Annotated in this window: 14 protein-coding genes and 1 pseudogene; 12 read left to right on the top strand and 3 right to left on the bottom strand. The window is 54.9% G+C overall.

Annotated features, from left to right (window positions below; genetic code table 11):
* Nucleotides 1–738, top strand: a complete 738-nt coding sequence (gene traT, locus I6L53_RS23450; RefSeq protein WP_042325833.1) for a conjugal transfer complement resistance protein TraT — start codon at nt 1–3, stop codon at nt 736–738.
* Between the two features lie 35 nt (nt 739–773).
* Here the strand turns inward: traT and I6L53_RS23445 are convergent, their stop codons facing one another.
* On the bottom strand, nt 774–1,256 hold the full coding sequence (locus tag I6L53_RS23445) for a GNAT family N-acetyltransferase (RefSeq protein WP_042325831.1): 483 nt from the start codon (nt 1,254–1,256) through the stop codon (nt 774–776).
* A complete protein-coding gene (locus I6L53_RS23440; RefSeq protein ID WP_042325829.1) occupies nt 1,247–1,525 on the bottom strand; it encodes a type II toxin-antitoxin system TacA family antitoxin in 279 nt (92 codons plus the stop codon). Before I6L53_RS23440 ends, I6L53_RS23445 begins: the two co-directional genes overlap by 10 nt.
* 162 nt (nt 1,526–1,687) lie before the next feature.
* Between I6L53_RS23440 and traD the strand changes: the two genes are divergently transcribed.
* The 11 genes and pseudogenes from traD to repA all read left to right on the top strand — a co-directional run bounded on the left by traD (nt 1,688) and on the right by repA (nt 13,518).
* On the top strand, nt 1,688–3,934 hold the full coding sequence (gene traD, locus I6L53_RS23435; RefSeq protein WP_042325827.1) for a type IV conjugative transfer system coupling protein TraD: 2,247 nt from the start codon (nt 1,688–1,690) through the stop codon (nt 3,932–3,934).
* The gene (gene traI, locus I6L53_RS23430) at nt 3,934–9,231 is read left to right on the top strand and encodes a conjugative transfer relaxase/helicase TraI (protein WP_042325824.1); all 5,298 of its coding nucleotides are present in this window, start codon (nt 3,934–3,936) and stop codon (nt 9,229–9,231) included. Before traD ends, traI begins: the two co-directional genes overlap by 1 nt.
* Nucleotides 9,231–9,476, top strand: coding sequence for a hypothetical protein (locus tag I6L53_RS23425; RefSeq protein WP_042325822.1), 246 nt, complete (start codon nt 9,231–9,233; stop codon nt 9,474–9,476). The genes traI and I6L53_RS23425 overlap by 1 nt, the downstream gene beginning before the upstream one ends.
* On the top strand, nt 9,473–10,039 hold the full coding sequence (locus I6L53_RS23420) for a DUF2726 domain-containing protein (RefSeq protein ID WP_042325820.1): 567 nt from the start codon (nt 9,473–9,475) through the stop codon (nt 10,037–10,039). Before I6L53_RS23425 ends, I6L53_RS23420 begins: the two co-directional genes overlap by 4 nt.
* The gene (gene traX, locus I6L53_RS23415) at nt 10,036–10,767 is read left to right on the top strand and encodes a type-F conjugative transfer system pilin acetylase TraX (protein ID WP_042325818.1); all 732 of its coding nucleotides are present in this window, start codon (nt 10,036–10,038) and stop codon (nt 10,765–10,767) included. The genes I6L53_RS23420 and traX overlap by 4 nt, the downstream gene beginning before the upstream one ends.
* 41 nt (nt 10,768–10,808) lie before the next feature.
* Complete coding sequence (locus tag I6L53_RS23410; RefSeq protein WP_042325876.1) at nt 10,809–11,051, top strand: hypothetical protein; 243 nt, start codon at nt 10,809–10,811, stop codon at nt 11,049–11,051.
* A pseudogene (gene tnpA, locus I6L53_RS23405) lies at nt 11,011–11,220 on the top strand (IS200/IS605 family transposase); the annotation flags it as partial. The gene I6L53_RS23410 and the pseudogene tnpA, both read left to right, overlap by 41 nt.
* A 182-nt stretch (nt 11,221–11,402) precedes the next feature.
* On the top strand, nt 11,403–11,966 hold the full coding sequence (locus I6L53_RS23400) for a phospholipase D family nuclease (protein WP_042325815.1): 564 nt from the start codon (nt 11,403–11,405) through the stop codon (nt 11,964–11,966).
* A gap of 130 nt (nt 11,967–12,096) precedes the next feature.
* The gene (locus tag I6L53_RS23395; protein ID WP_042325812.1) at nt 12,097–12,354 is read left to right on the top strand and encodes a replication regulatory protein RepA; all 258 of its coding nucleotides are present in this window, start codon (nt 12,097–12,099) and stop codon (nt 12,352–12,354) included.
* Between the two features lie 230 nt (nt 12,355–12,584).
* Nucleotides 12,585–12,662, top strand: a complete 78-nt coding sequence (tap, locus tag I6L53_RS23390; RefSeq protein WP_042325874.1) for a RepA leader peptide Tap — start codon at nt 12,585–12,587, stop codon at nt 12,660–12,662.
* On the top strand, nt 12,643–13,518 hold the full coding sequence (gene repA / locus I6L53_RS23385; protein ID WP_084196686.1) for an incFII family plasmid replication initiator RepA: 876 nt from the start codon (nt 12,643–12,645) through the stop codon (nt 13,516–13,518). The genes tap and repA overlap by 20 nt, the downstream gene beginning before the upstream one ends.
* 1,201 nt (nt 13,519–14,719) lie before the next feature.
* On the opposite strand, the gene I6L53_RS23380 is transcribed toward repA, so the two are convergent.
* Nucleotides 14,720–15,751 carry an Abi family protein gene (locus tag I6L53_RS23380; protein ID WP_042325809.1) on the bottom strand — a complete coding sequence of 344 codons (1,032 nt, stop codon included), beginning with the start codon at nt 15,749–15,751 and terminating at the stop codon, nt 14,720–14,722.
* Between the last annotated feature and the right edge of the window lie 78 nt (nt 15,752–15,829).

The following is a 15,829-nucleotide window of genomic DNA, read 5'->3' as shown; positions in this document are numbered from 1 at the left end:
ATGAAACAAAACATTAAGTTGATGGCAATGACTGCCGTATTATCCTCCACCCTGATCTTGTCTGGTTGTGGAGCGATGAGCACAGCGATAAAGAAACGTAATCTCGAAGTGAAGACTCTGATGAGTGAAACAATCTGGCTTGAGCCTTCTTCACAGAAAACAGTGTTCCTGCAGATCAAGAATACCTCTGATAAAGACATGTCTGGCCTGCAAGCCAAAGTCGCTAAAGCTGTTCAGGAGAAAGGCTACACCGTCACCTCATCACCGGAAAACGCACATTACTGGATTCAGGCGAATGTCCTTAAAGCGGATAAAATGGACCTGCGTACCGCCCAGGGGGTCCTGAACCAGGGCTACGAAGGGGCGATAGCGGGTGCCGCATTAGGTGCGGGGATTACCGGTTATAACTCCAGTTCTGCCGGCGCAACATTAGGTGTTGGCCTGGCGGTTGGTCTGGTGGGAATGGCCGCTGACGCGATGGTGGAAGATATCAACTATACGATGGTGACGGATATTCAGATTTCTGAAAAAACAAACGCCAGTGTACAGACGGATAATGTCGCCGCCCTGAACCAGGGTACCTCCGGTTATAAGGTGCAGACCAGCACACAGAACGGTAATCAGCATAAATACCAGACCCGCATTGTGTCGTCTGCCAATAAGGTTAACCTGAAATTCGAAGAGGCAAAACCCGTCCTCGAAGATCAGCTGGCGAAATCGGTTACCAATATTCTGTAATAAAAATAGGATGGCCTTTGGCCACCTTTATTTAATCAGAGTTTAACAGGAAAGAATAACGTTAATGGATTTACTGAGGATGGTTCAAAAGCAAATTTCGTATAAAAGCTTTTCACCTCATCATTCAGCGCATGGACAATTAACGCTCTTACACCGACCTGAACAGCGATGTTTTGTGTCCGGTATATCGCATCCTTGAGTAATGCAACACCCAGCCCTTTTCCTGCATATGCCAGATCAACAGCAAGTCTGCCCAGTACAATAACAGGAAGTGAGTCCGGGGCATTACGTCGGTATGGGCCCGGTGCGGTATTTCTCTGAACGCTGCCGGAAGAAAGACAATAATACCCGATCACCTGATTCGTATTTTCAGCACAAATAACATAGACACGGGAAATGCCGGTGCTGTGATTTTTTAATGCTTTCTTTTTCAGCCATTCATTAAGACCCGGGTCTGAACAACAAAATTCAGCAATGTTGTGTCCGGGCGTTAAAGGTTCAGGTGCTCTCATTCCCATGGCGATTTGCGACCCATCAAATCATTGATTCGGGCCTGCCGATCTGGGGTTATGGGGGCATCAAGTTCAGCCAGGAACGCGTCATATTGTTGATCGTCCAGTATGAACAGGCGCTGGTCCAGCAGGATGTCCTGAGCCTCACGGCAGGCGGCTTCGAGTACGAAGTCGGTACGTGATTTTGATACAAGGCTTGCCGCCATATCAATCAGGTCACGCTGGGATGTTTTCGCCCGGATGTTGATAGGGGCCTCTCTGGCTTCTGATTTCATAAACACCTCTGTGTAGCTTTTGTATACACAATTATATCGAATGTGTATTAAAACGCTACACAAACTAATGCCATTTTATTACCTCTTGTTTTAAAGGTGATTTTCCTTGTTAAGGGAGAGTCGTTTTTAAAAGTTATGCTTCATAATCTACGGAAAAATATAATGAGCCTGAATCCTCGCGACTTAACGCAGGGCGGTCAGGTCGCTTTCATGCGCCTGAAAATGTTCCTGCAGATAAATAATCTGATTTCTTATTACGTCATTATGGGAACGGTGTTATTCGGTATTGCCGTCCTGCTGATACGCATGAGTATTCAGAATCTGACCAACGGCATTATTTACTGGTTTGTTCGGGTAATGTCGCCCTTTACTGAAAAAATGGTCAGTCAGCCCGTCTATACCATCCGTTATTACGAACATAACCTGCAGTACAGCGCCAGGCAGGTGTTGAGTGACAGTTACACCATGTACTGCGGCCAACTGCTAAAACAGGAACTGGTTATTGCAGGATGTGCCGCGCTGCTGATCGCCTTTCTGGCCACACTGGCCGTGTACTGGTATCTCGGGCGTGCTGGCCGTAAACAGAGTGAGGATGAAATTATCGGGGGCCGGGTACTCTGTGAATCGCCAAAAGAAGTTGCCCGGATGATGAAAAAACGCGGGGAGGCATCTGATATTCGTATTGATGACCTGCCGCTGAAGCTGGATTCTGAAATTCAGAATATGGCTATGCATGGCACGGTATCAACCGGTAAATCCACCCTGATGCGCAAGATTTTAAAACAGCTGCGTGACAGGGGCGATCTGGTCATTATCTATGACAAAGGCTGTACGTTCGTTGAGGACTTCTACGACGAATCCCGGGATAAAGTACTTAATGCGCTGGATTCACGTTGCCCGAACTGGGATTTGTGGGAGGAATGCCGCTCTATCGCCGAACTGGAGAATGCCAGTACGACCCTGATCCCGGCCAGTAGCGGTGAAGATCCTTTCTGGCAGGGCAGTGCGCGCACTATCTTCGCGGAAGGTGCTGAACGCATGCGTAAGGACGAAGATCGCAGCTATAACAAATTCCTGCGTACACTTCTGGCCATCAAGCTGGACCAGTTGCGGGCTTTCCTGGCCGGTACGCCAGCCTCCACTCTGGTTGACGGAAAAATTGAGAAGACAGCCATCTCTATCCGGAGCGTGCTGACAAACTACGTTAAAGCTCTGCGCTACCTGCAGGGCATTGACCGCCCGGGGCGGGAGAAGTTTACCATCCGGGAATGGATGAAAGGCCAGACCGATAAATCGAAGAATGGCTGGCTGTTTATTACCTCCGATGAACAGAACCATGAGTCCCTCAAGCCGCTGATTTCACTGTGGCTCAGCATTGCCGCCACCAGTCTTCTCGCTATGGGGCCGAACCGGCAGCGGCGTGTCTGGTTCTTCTATGACGAACTGGCGTCGCTGCATAAATTGTCCTCTTTACCGAGGATTATTTCAGAAGCTCGTAAATTTGGCGGCTGTTTTGTGCTGGGTTTTCAGAACATCGCCCAGATGGAAGAAATTTATGGTCCTAAAGCCGCTGCGGGGCTATTTGACCTGCTAAACACCAAATTCTTCTTCCGTTCCCCGAGTGCGGAAATTGCGCAGTTTGTGGAGAAAGACCTCGGGGAAACCCGTCGTAAAAAATTCAGTGAACAGACCAGCTTCGGTCATGAGCAGGTCCGTGACGGGATTTCCTTCGGTAAGGAGGAAGAACGCGTCACTGTGGTGACCTATTCAGACATCCAGTCTCTTAATGACCTGCAGTGTTATGTCACGCTTCCTGGTGATTATCCGGTGGTGAAACTCTCCATGCGCTATGAGGCCATGCCCAAAGTGGCTGATGCCCTGCTGTTGCGTGACGTGCAGACAAGTCTTGACCAGACGCTTGAGGATGAAATTGTCCGCCGCGGCGAAGAAGAACGCCACAGATTCGCCGGTCTGTTCGAGGGAGAATCGTTAATTCATGCTGTTCCGGGCGGTGCGTTTATTCCTCAAGGTAATCTTTCGAATACGCCACCTCCCTCTGCCGACCTGGTGGCTGCTGTTCTCGCAGAAGCGAGTACGTCTCCTGCGACGTGGCCATTGCAGACAAAAGGTGCCTCCGGCGATGCTGATACCGAAAACACGGCGTCCACTGCTATTGCAGCGGAAGGTCGCTCAGCCTCCAGCGGAGGGACTGAGCGGGATATCGAACAGGATTTACCACAGGATATGCCCCCGGGACTAAACAGCGAAGGTGAGGTGGTGGATTTTGCCGCGTATGAAGCCTGGGAGCAGAGCCAGCATCAGACCCGCGATATGACCCGCAGGGAAGAGGTCAATATCAACCATGCGACAGACAAAACGCATGAGATGGATGACGGGAGGGAATACTGATGCTTTCCATTTCTTCCATCAAGGGTGATGGGGGCTATTACAGCCACGAAGACAACTACTATGCCAGCGGTTCACTGGATTCCCGCTGGATGGGGGAAGGCGCGGAGAAGCTGGGCCTGAAGGGGGAAGTGGCCAGCGCCGATATGGATGCGGTCCGCCAGGGCAGACTGCCTGATGGCAGTGACCTGTCCCGGATGGTTGATGGTGTCAACAAACACCGCAGCGGCTATGACCTGACGTTCTCCGCCCCCAAAAGTGTGTCCGTCATGGCGCTGGTCGGGGAAGACCGTCGTTTTATTGAGGCGCATAACCGGGCGGTGGCGGTGGCGATGCAGGAAGTGGAGCAACTGATCAGCGCCCGTATTACGCAGGAGGGAAAAACGGAAACGGTGCTGACTGGCAGTATGGTGGCTGCGTTGTATAACCATGACACCTCCCGGGACCTGGACCCGCAGGTGCACACCCACGCCCTGGTCTTTAATGCGACATTCGCCGATGAAAAATGGCGGTCGCTGGCCAGCGATACCCGGATGAAAACTGGCTTTTCTGAGAATCTGTACGCCACCAAGATAGCGCTGGGAAACCTGTACCGTTCTGCCTTACGTGAAGACATTGAGTCTATGGGATTCGAAACTGTGGCGGCGGGAAAACATGGACTGTGGGAGCTGAAGGATGTGCCGGTGGACATCTTTTCCTCGCGCAGTCAGGCCATTCGGGAAGCCGCCGGGCCTGATGCGTCAGCAAAATCCCGCGACGTTGCCGCACTCGATACCCGCCAGGCAAAAGCTTGGGCCGACCCGGATCTGCTGAAAGCTGAATGGCGCCGGCGGCTGACCGATGAAAAATTCGATATCGATAACTACATCAGCCAGGCGCAGACACGGGCAGAACCACCTGGCCCTGTTGGTGGTGGCATTGAGGATATTCGGGCTACAGGCCAGCCCGATAGTGCGTCTTCCGCTCAGATTTCAGAATCAGACGTGCAGAAAGCCGTCAGTGACACGATTTCTGCGTTGTCGGAGAAGAAGGTCCAGTTCACCTGGTCTGAAATGCTGGCCGGCACGGTCAGTCGTCTGCCGTCAGCATCAGGCTTGTTTGAGCAGGCCCGTGCCGGCATCGATGCCGCGATTGAAGGGCAGCGCCTTATCCCCCTGGATCGCGAGAAGGGCATTTTTACTTCCGATATTCATCTGCTGAACGAACTCAGCGTTCATCAGCTGGCGCGCACGGTCATTCAGGAGCAAACCGTGCTGGTCTTCCCTGAGCGGGCACAGGAACGCGATATACCTGCCGGGGATGCTGTCTCTGTCCTGACACAGGATAAAAGCCCGGTAGCCATTCTCAGTGGTCGTGGAGGAGCACAAACCCTGCGTGAGCGCACGGAAGACGTGGCCATGATGGCCCGCTCACAGGGGCGTGAGGTGATGGTGATTGCAGCAGACGGTCGCAGTGGCCAGTTTCTGTCAGAAAGCCCGCATCTGGCAGGCCAGGTAATGCTGCGCTCACAGATGAACGCTGACACCGTATTGCCGGTACAGGGCACGGTTATCGTTGACCGGGCAGAACGACTGTCGCTGAAAGAAACCGTCCTGCTGCAGGAAAAGGCACTCAGCGCCGGGGCGCAGCTGATATTCATGGATACGGAGAACCGGCAGGGGACGGGCAATGCCCTGTCTGTGCTGAAAGAAGCCGGTATCCCGCAGTACCGGTTTTACAGCACGCAGCTGCCGGAGGTGCGGCTGGTCAGCGAGGCGGACAAACGGAGCCGTTATGGCCAGCTGGCGCAGGAGTACGTGCGCCTGTCTGCTGAAGGGCGGGATGTCGTGGCCCAGGTGACCGGTGCCCGGGAACAGCAGCAGCTGACGGAGGTTATCAGGGATATACGGCGTGATGCGGGTGAGCTGGCCAGGGAGCAGGTGACGCTGCAGGTTCTGGAGCCAGTGTGGCTGGACAGCAAAACCCGCCATCAGCGCAATAACTACCGGGCCGGGATGGTGATGGAGCGGTGGGACGCTGAGAAGAAAACGATGACACGGCACACCATTGACCGGGTGGCTGAGGCCACTAACAGCCTGGTGCTGCAGGGAGAAGACGGCAGTCGCCTGACCCTGAAGGTCACGCAGGTTGACGGCAGCTGGAGCCTGTACCGCAGCCGGACACTGGATATTTCTGAAGGGGACCGCGTCAGGGCGCTGGGGCGAGAGCTGAAGGGAGCCATCAAAGCGAAAGAGCAGTTCACCGTGGCGGGGCTGGAAAATGGCGTGGTACGGCTACGCAGCGGCGACCGGGAGTTGCGCCTGCCCACTGAACGGGCCGTGAAGCTGGCTCATGACTATGTGGAAGGGACCGGGGCGGGTACCAGCGCGTCGCGCACGGTACTGGCCGCAGTCGGTCCACGAGGCCTGAATAAACAGACCCTGAATGCGCTGGCGCAGAGTGGCAGCGACATCCGGATTTATACGCCGCTTGCGCCTGAGCAGGCTGCGCGCAAAGTGGAGAGTGTGTCCGCCGTGCGACTGGCCAGTGACCAGGTCCGTCAGTCGACCGGCGAGGCAAATCTGGATACCGCCATACAGGCCAGCCGTGAGCGTCTGATGTCGGATGCAGAGCAGGCCGTCAGTCTGGCCATCCCGCGCGCGCAGCAGGGACAGGTACACCTCAGTGAAATTGCCCTGCTGTCAGAAGCGGTAAAATCCGGCCAGCCGCTGACTGATGTCCGGACTGAAATCGCCCGGCAGGTGAACAGCGGGGAGCTGATTCAGCTGGATTCGGTTTCCGGGGTGGGAAACAGGGTGCTTGTTCCGCGTGTGGCGTATGAGATGGAAAAGACCATCATCCGCCATATTGCTGAGGGTAAGGATGCTGTACAGCCCCTGATGGCGCTGACGCCTGCCTCAGTGCTGGCCGGTCTGACGGCAGGCCAGCGGGAGGCCACACGGACGGTACTGGAGAACACCGACCGTTTTATGGCCATTCAGGGCTATGCCGGGGTGGGGAAAACCACCCAGTTCCGGGCGGTGATGGGTGCCCTGAACACCCTGTCCGAATCCGTGCGGCCGCAGGTCATCGGCCTGGGACCCACGCACCGGGCCGTGCATGAGATGCGTGAGGCCGGGGTGGAGGCACGAACACTGGCCAGTTTTCTGAGTGAAACCCGGCTGGCCATACAGGCCGGGGAAACACCGGACTTCCGCAATGTCCTGTTCCTGACCGATGAGAGCTCGATGGTGGGCAACCGTGATATGGCAGAGCTCTATCAGCTGGTTGCCGCAGGCGGCGGACGGATGGTCTCCAGCGGGGACACCGCGCAACTGCAGGCCATCTCAACCGGTCTGCCGTTCCGCCTGGTGCAGCAGCGCAGTGCCATCGATACGGTGGTGATGCAGGAGATTGTCCGCCAGACTCCGGCGCTGCGCCCGGCGATTGAAAGCATCATCGCAGGTCAGGTTGATACATCACTGCGTCAGGTGGATGACGTCAGCCCGCAACAGGTCCCCCGTCAGGAAGGAGCCTGGGTGCCCGGGAATTCCGTCATGGAAATCCGTGCGCCGAAAAAGGACCAGGAGCAGGACTCTCCCGCCGCCGGCGAGCAGACACTGACACCGGAGCAATTGTCACTGGTCCGGACTGACATCATTGAAGCCATCCGGGATGACTGGATGGGGCGCACCCCGGAGGCGCAGCAGCAGACGCTGGTTGTGGCAGAACTTAACGCTGACCGTCACGCCATCAATAATGCCATTCATGCCGCCCGGCATGAGAAAGGCGATACAGGTGCTGAAGAACGCACGTTCACCGTCCTGGAGCCGCTCCGGGTGCCTGACAACGCCCTGCGTGCGGCTGAAACCTTTGCGGAGTATACCGGCGCCGTGGCCATGATGAACGAGCGCTACTGGACTGTGGCGGAGGTGGATACGCAGGACGCCGTGGTCACGCTGCGTAATGCTGACGGGGAGTCGGTGCTGATCTCTCCTCAGCAGAACACTGCACAGGATATTTCCCTCTTCACACTCCGCGATCTGACGATCAGTCAGGGGGACAGGGTGCGCTTTACCCGCTCGGACACCGACCGCGGCTATGTGGCCAACAGCCTGTGGGAGGTGGCCGGGTTCACTGACGACGGGGCCATCCGCTTCCGCCAGGGAGATCAGGAGAAAATTGTCGACCCGCAGGCCATGACGGAGGACTGTCATATTGACCTCGCCTATGCCCTGACGGTGTATGGCGTACAGGGGGCCAGTGAGCGCTTTGCCATTGCCCTGACCGGTACCGAAGGTGGCAGGAAAAGAATGGCGTCTCTGGAATCCACTTATGTGACGCTGTCACGCGCAAAGGAGCATGTGCAGGTTTATACCGACGATCTGGCTGGCTGGAGTGCCGATGCCCGGCACTCAAATGCCGGACAGACCGCCCACGACCTGCTGCACCAGAAAAGTGACCACGAATCCGACACCGGCAACCGATTGCTGGCCACCTCCTCACGACTGGATAAAACCGCGCTGGGACGCAGGGTTCTGGCGGAAAACGGCCTGGAGGGCGAAACAATGGCGCGCTTCATTGCTGCTGGCAGGAAATACCCGACACCTTATGTAGCCCTGCCGGCGTGGACCCGTCACGGAAAAGAAGCCGGGGCACTCCTGACCGAAATCCGCATTGAGGATGACGGGATGCGCGTGGTGCTCAGTGATGAGTCCCGGCTGCGTGGTGGGGAGGATGCGCAATTCGCCGGCCTGCAGGCCAGCCGTAACGGGCAGACACTCATTGCTGATGATGCACAGACGGCGCTGCGCCTGGCACAGGAGAACCCGGAGAGCGGGGTGGTGATACGTCTGCACGGTGAAGAACGGTTGCTCAATGCAGCCCGCCTGACCGGAGGACGAATCACGGAGCCTGACGAGGTGGCACGAACAGTGCGCAGTGTGGCGGAGGCTGAATCGGCGGCGAAAGCGGAAGACCCCATTACGCTGCCTCCAGATGAGCAGCAGAAACTGGCAGATGCACAGGAAAAAGCGGCACGGGAGCTGGCGGAGCAGGCCCGGCAGGAACTGCTGTCGGCAGTGCCGGGTGAGGAGAGGACCAGACCAGAACCCCTGTTGTCTGCCGATGAAGAACGACGCCTGCGTGACGCTGCAGCACGGGGAGAACGTGAGCTGGATGAGGCTATTCAGGAAGCGGTGGCGGACGGTCGGGGCATCCGCCAGCAGGTGCGCGAACAGATGCTGCGTACGGAGCGTGAGTGGGTGGTGAATGTACCGGAAAAAGATATTGAGCTGGAAAAAACGCTGGGAGGCGACTGATGCAACTGCGGCCGTTAAATGAGAGGAACAGGGACAAAAAAGATTACCTGTATCAGCCGCGTCTGTTCCGGCGTGGATATCAGGTCGCGGGTAAGCGCGGCAGCCATACTGGCGTGATGTTTATCGCTGGCGTGTTGACGGGGGTTCTCCTGACGATGGTGAGTCTGCTGTTGTACCCGCAGATGGTTATGGCACTACTCCGGGTTATGCTGCAAGTGGTTCATGCTGCGGGGTATCGCTCATGATGACCGGTCTTCTGATTATTGTTGCGCTGTTATGCGGATTTATTCTGTTGCTGAAAAAGGCCGGTGAGAGCAGACATCCACTTTTGCAGAGGCTGCGTGAAAAAGGGATTCGGCCGGGCAGAACTGAACAGTTGCTGTGTCGCCGACCGTCATTCGTCAGTGCCGGTCAGCTGATGACGGAACGGGAACAGCGTTTTCTGCGCCGGCTCGACAGGGGGACCGATACCCGCCAGTGGCGGCTGTGCCCGCAGGTTCGGGTGGCTGATATCGTCAGAGTGGCTCCCGACCATAAATCTGGCAGCCGGGAATGGTGGCAGCTGTTTCGTCTGGTATCGCAGTGGCACTGCGATGTGGTTATCACGGACCGCGCCGGGCGAATCATTGCGGCAGTGGAGCTGGACGACCGTTCCCATCAGGCGCCGAAACGTCAGCGGCGTGACCTGCTGCTGGAAGAGGTACTGAAACAGGCGGGTATCCCGTTGCTGCGCGGCGATGATGAGCAACAGCTGGCGGAGCGCGTCAGGGCACACCTTTGCGCACAACGACCGGAGGCTACAGCATGAATCCGGGGAAATCTGTTGCCCTGCAACCTTTCAGGCCGCTCCTGAATTTTTCCGCGCTGCAGCGCGATGTCATCCGGATGGCCGCATTTATGGCAATGATGGGGGACCACATCGCCACTGCTTTTCAGCTGGATATGCCCTTACTGAACATGGCCGGGCGTTGTGCATTCCCCCTGTTTGCGCTGGTCAGCGGCTGTAACTTGGCAGGCAAAACACTGCGTCAGTACAGCCTCAACCGCCTGTGGCTGACGGCACTCCTGGCCCAGCCGGGTTACTGGCTGGCCTTCAGGGAAGCCGGACTCATGTGGTGGCAACTGAATATCCTGTTTGCCTTCGCCGTTGTCATGCAGGTGACCCGCTTCCTGCAGGCAGCGACCGTGCTTAATGGCGTTGCGGCTTTCACAGCCCTGGTGGGGTATCTGCCGCTTAACTCTGCCAGTTACGGTATACCCGGTTTGCTGATGCTCGCCAGTGCGCTGCTTATCTGGCAGGTCCGGGACTCACTGCGGCCAGCCCTGTTTGCTGTCTGGTTGTTGCTGGTCACCCTGCTTAATGCCCGGCATGGTGATGTGATGACGCTCTCCGGCGTACTGCTGACGTTGACTGTGCTGTTTTGCGTGCACGGGCTGGTACCGGCTCTCGGACGACGCCTGCAGGTCGGACGGTGGTTTGCACCAGCGTATGCCCTCCATCTGCTGTGTATTGGTTTTTTGGTCAGTGTTCTCTGACCTGTCTTTACTGTTGCTTCAATCAAACAAAAGGAATTCACTTGAAAAATAAGCAAATCGCTTTATATGCGGTTATCTCCGGTTGCCTGTTATTAAGCGGGCCGACGTTTGCTTCGTCAAAAGGGCCTGTACTTATCCATTCAAAACTACCTGAACAGATTCTGGCTGAGCCTCCCGCGGTGCCGGAGCAGGTCACGACTAACGTGCTTTTGCGACAGATTCTGGCGGAGGTGATAAAGACAAATAGCCTGCCCGCCAAAACTGGCGGTGAGCGTGATGGTTAACAATCTGAAATCAGTATCGTCGCGCCTGCTGCGCCAGCAAAACGCACATTTACGGATGCAAAGTAAAACGGGGATTTTGTGGTCGAGATCGTACTTTGTCTGTAGCACCGGAGGGGCAACGATTGAAACGCTCAGAGCCTATATTCAGAGTCAGTCAACGCCTGACTGATCTTTAAAGCCCTGCGGGCTTTTCGCCTTATATTCCCGCCCGCATTGGGCGAGGGTTTACGGCGTTTTTCGCTAAACAGCCTGACGCCTCCGCCCTGCGTCGTTGTCCAACCCCGGCAATCGGGGAAAAGCAAATTTCCCCCGATCCCGGCGTTTCTGAGTAAATCCAGTGAAGGAAATACCATGCAAATTATTCACAAAATACATATGCGTCGATGGCTTCTGCCCGGTCTGCTCGGCCTGGCAATGTGTTCACCAGTTCCCATCACTTACGCCGCCACCATTGAGACAGGTTTTTCTCCGGAGGGTACGGCTCTGCGACTGGTTCTTAAGACAATTGATACAGCGCAGCAGGAAATCCGCCTTATGGGCTATTCCTTCACCTCTCCTGAGGTGGTCAGAGCCCTTGTTAGCGCAAAACGTCGTGGTGTTGATGTGAGAGTGGTGCTGGACTGGAAAGCCAATACCGGAAAAAACAACAACGCCAGCAGGGCGGCAATGAATCTGCTGGCTGGTGCTGGCATTCCGCTTCGTACCGTCAGTGCTTACAAAATTCTGCACGACAAAGTGATCGTCAGTGACGGTCGTCACACCGAAGTGGGATCTTTCAACTTCAGCCGTGCAGCAGACCGTTCGAATTCGGAGAACGTGCTTGTGGTGTGGGACGACCCGGTTACCGCACAGAAGTACCTGAACCACTGGACATCCCGCTGGGTGCAGGGAACGGACTGGAAACAGATGTACTGACGCCGTAATTCATGATCCTCAGACGTAAACCGTGCGCCAACGCGGGTTACGTTTATAAAGTAAGTCGCTGATTTCCTGAATCTGTAGTATTCTCTGCAAAGATCCTTATTTGATCCTTGAGGAGGCAGAGATGTCGCAGCCCGGAAATGCAGTAACTTCCTCATCGAAAGAAAAGCGTCAGTATAGAAAAGGTAATCCTCTTACTGATGCAGAAAAGCAAAGGCAGTCAGTCGCTCGTAAGAGAGCATTGCTCAAAGAGGTTAAAGTTTTTCTTGACCCACAACTTAAAGGATACCTTTTGAGTATGTGTGAGCAGGATGGGCTAACTCAAGCTGAAGTATTGACTACCCTTATCGAGCGTGAAGCGCAGAAAAGAAAATTAGGCTAATGGGCTTACTTTCTTGAGTGTTTCATTTTTCGATGCTAGATTACTGATCGTTTAAAGAATTTTGGCTGGCCACACCGCAAGGTGGCAGGGAACTGGTTCTGCTGAGGTGTTTACCCGGGACCAGAAAAGCAAAAACCCCGATAATCTCTTCTGTTTGGCGACGTAGAAGATTACCGGGGTCCACTAAAACTGTATAGCCATCAATCAGGCTATGCAGGGAGTATAGTTTTATGCTCAGAAAAGTTCAATACTTGTTTCTGCGCCATTTACTCCTTCCGTGCATTGTATGTGCAGGAAGAAGTGGCTGACGCCCGGAATCTGTTCACCCATTATCGTCAGGTCAAAAACCCGAACCCGGCCTTCACGCCGCGTGAGGGGAAAAAGACCCTGCCGTTCTGTCGTAAGCTGATGGCGAAAGCCGAAGGCTTTACGTCCCGTTTTGACTTTTCCGTCCATGTGGCGTTCGTACGCTCGCTCGGTAAGCGTCATCGGATGCCGCCATTGTTGCGCCGTCGTGCCATCGATGCGCTGCTTCAGGGACTGTGCTTCCACTACGACCCGCTGGCCAATCGTGTCCAGCGTTCTATAACCAACCTGGCTATTGAATGCGGGCTAGCCACAGAGTCGAAAAACGGCAATCTGTCCATCACCCGTGCCACCCGGGCGCTGAAGTTTATGTCGGAGCTGGGGCTGATTACCTACCAGACGGAATATGACCCGCAGATTGGCTGTAATATCCCGACCGACATCACTTTCACGCCGGCACTGTTCTCCGCGCTTGACGTCTCTGACGTAGCGGTGGTGGCCGCCCGCCGCAGCCGCGTCGAATGGGAAAATAAGCTGCGTCAGAAGCAGAACCTGAAGCCGCTGGAGATGGACGAACTGATAGCGAAAGCATGGCGCTTTGTGCGCGAACGCTTCCGCAGCTACCAGTCCGAACGTAAACAGCATGGTCTGAAACGCGCCCGTGCCCGGCGTGATGCGGACAGAACCCGTAAGGACATAGAGACACTGGTGAAACAGCAGCTGACGTGGGAATACGCGTCCGGACGTTTTACCGGCGGTCTGGATGCCATGAAACGGGAGCTGCAGCGGCGCGTGAAAGAGCGCATGCTGATGTCGCGGGGCAACAATTACACGCGACTGGCCACAGTCCCCATATAACCCACCTGATTATAAAAATCCGGCTGACGCCGGAGGATTCTGCACATCTGTAGCCTGCCACTGTCTGTTTTCTGCGCGGAGCGGGCGCTCTCAACGCCAGGATTTATCTCATCCGGTTGACTGAACGGCCTGAAATGTTCCCGGCGGAGCCATTTCCGGTCGCTGAATTTACTTACCCACAAATAACTGCAAGGGACCTTTCCATAAAGTTACAACCGATATACTGACAAAGCGCCAGGCGACCTGATTTCAAAGTGCGTGGTTTCCTTTAAAAACCTGCTCTGTACTTCTTTTAAATACATAATCTTTCTCTCTTATAAAGATATAACCTATTCATCGCCTGCCCTGTGGACAGGCTTAAGAGAATGACCGCCCTTGCAGCGGACACACGTCCGCGCCGGTCCGGAAACACCAGAAGCACCTCCCGTCGCTCTGCGCCGGGCCTCAACCATGCACATAGTTACAACATCCAGAGTTTTAACCAAAGAAACCCGAGCAAAAATCCGGCACCCAGCCCCTCCCGGCACTGAAAAGCGAGGCCGCCCCGGCCCGAAGGGCCGGAACAACATCGCTTTTAATACTGGATGATGTAACTAAACTTTTGAGTGGCTGTGAGTAATTTTGGCTGGGGTATTTAAGTAACACGCCCGTAAGCGGCCCTTACGGCCCGCTAACGCGGAGATACGCCCCGACTGCGGCTTCGCCTTGTCGTGACCACTCCGATAGCGCACAGAAACTCCTGAGCCGTTTAGATGCGGGTTATGGCTTTTCAGGATGGGGGGTTGGATAGGCAGAACCTGTCAAACCAGTAACCGGCTACGCCGGGCTTCGGCGGTTGTACTCCAGTGTCGCATGGAACTACAGAGTGCCGCCTTACATGCGCTTACGCGCATTGTCCTGTTCATTTTCGCTGCTTATCGTCACACTACAGTGATGATTTCCAGGTATCTGCGCCGTGTACATCCCTAAGTCCGCACTTGAAATGACGTTCTCTGATGACGGGAAACAGACTGCCCCCCGTTCCTGCCAGAATTGCGGGAAATGTGGGCGAGCTGTTCGCATCCTGTGGCTGGCTGATTCAGTACTCCCCGGAACCTGATGTCCTGTTTCTCCAGGCCGGATAATGCTTCCGGCGTGACCAACAAAATTCCGTGATTACCCAATGCGCCGTAAAGCCCCGACCTTCGGCGCGGGGAGGATGTCAGTTAATCAGGACAGAATTGTCAGTACCAATGGTGAGTACTGTCTGACCTTTCTTCACTATCCGGATGAACTCATTTTTCTCGAGGACTTTAATTAATCTGCTGATGCCTTTACCGCCACGTGTAACCTTTATCTGCGACTTGATTTTTTCCGGCGAAATATAACTGTTCAGCCCGTCCACCGAGCACAGGGCATAAAATCGCAGGTTTGCGGAATGACTCAGGAAAGTGGTTTTACGGTCAGGACTCATCCAGCCAATCATGTCCAGGATGTCATCGTAATGTTTTCTTAGCAGACTGCTGCTGGCGTGAGCACCATAAACAGGGTTGCCATAATCAGGCAACCCTGTAGCCGGATCATCGTAATGAAATTTCCAGAGTGCTTCATGGTGTGATAAACGGTTGCGCAGGGAACGGATCCGGTTAAAGGCGTGACGGACGTCTTGCATACCATGACCGACGGGAAGATGCGGAAACACCACTGTATTAAGATTGGGCCACAGCAGCGACTTACTGCTGTTATCTTCATATTTCGTACTCAGTAAGGTCGTCCAGAAACCAAAGCTCATTGCGGCAATCACGCGGGCCGGGGTGATGATTTTACCTTCATTGACAATGGCGTCTCTCGCCTGTTCAACAAGGTTTTCTTCCCGCACTTTACGGGCTACAACCCGGTTACCGTACTGGTCCAGTAAAATCCCTTGTGGATCCCGGGGCTGTCCAGGTTTTCTGGCCATTTTGAATCTTACAGAGAGCTTCGGAAAGGCTTTCTTCCCCATGTAACGAGGCAGGCTGAAAATCCAGTTATGGTCCGTCAGCCAGAGTCCTGTTGCACCAGGTGGGGGGACTGAGCGGATAGCCTGATCCAGTGCGTTTCGCAGGGTGACTTCAAGACACTGCAGAGCAGGAAGCATGGCTCCGGCGAGCGCTTTATTCCAGTGATATGCAGACATGACCTGATGAGGTTCTACTTTCAGGTGTTTTTTATAAATATCCAGCCGTTCGACAGAAATAAATTTTTCCGGTCCCATGATTTCTTTCCTGTCACAATTAATAAGGTGCTATTGACGATATCATCAGTTTGTGGCGTAATAGCCCCATCAAGGCGG

This window comes from Citrobacter farmeri (assembly GCF_019048065.1).
Taxonomy (GTDB): Bacteria; Pseudomonadota; Gammaproteobacteria; order Enterobacterales; family Enterobacteriaceae; genus Citrobacter_A; species Citrobacter_A farmeri.
The sequence above is the reverse complement of the archived record's forward strand: the minus strand, read 5'-3'. Positions and strand labels throughout refer to the sequence as shown.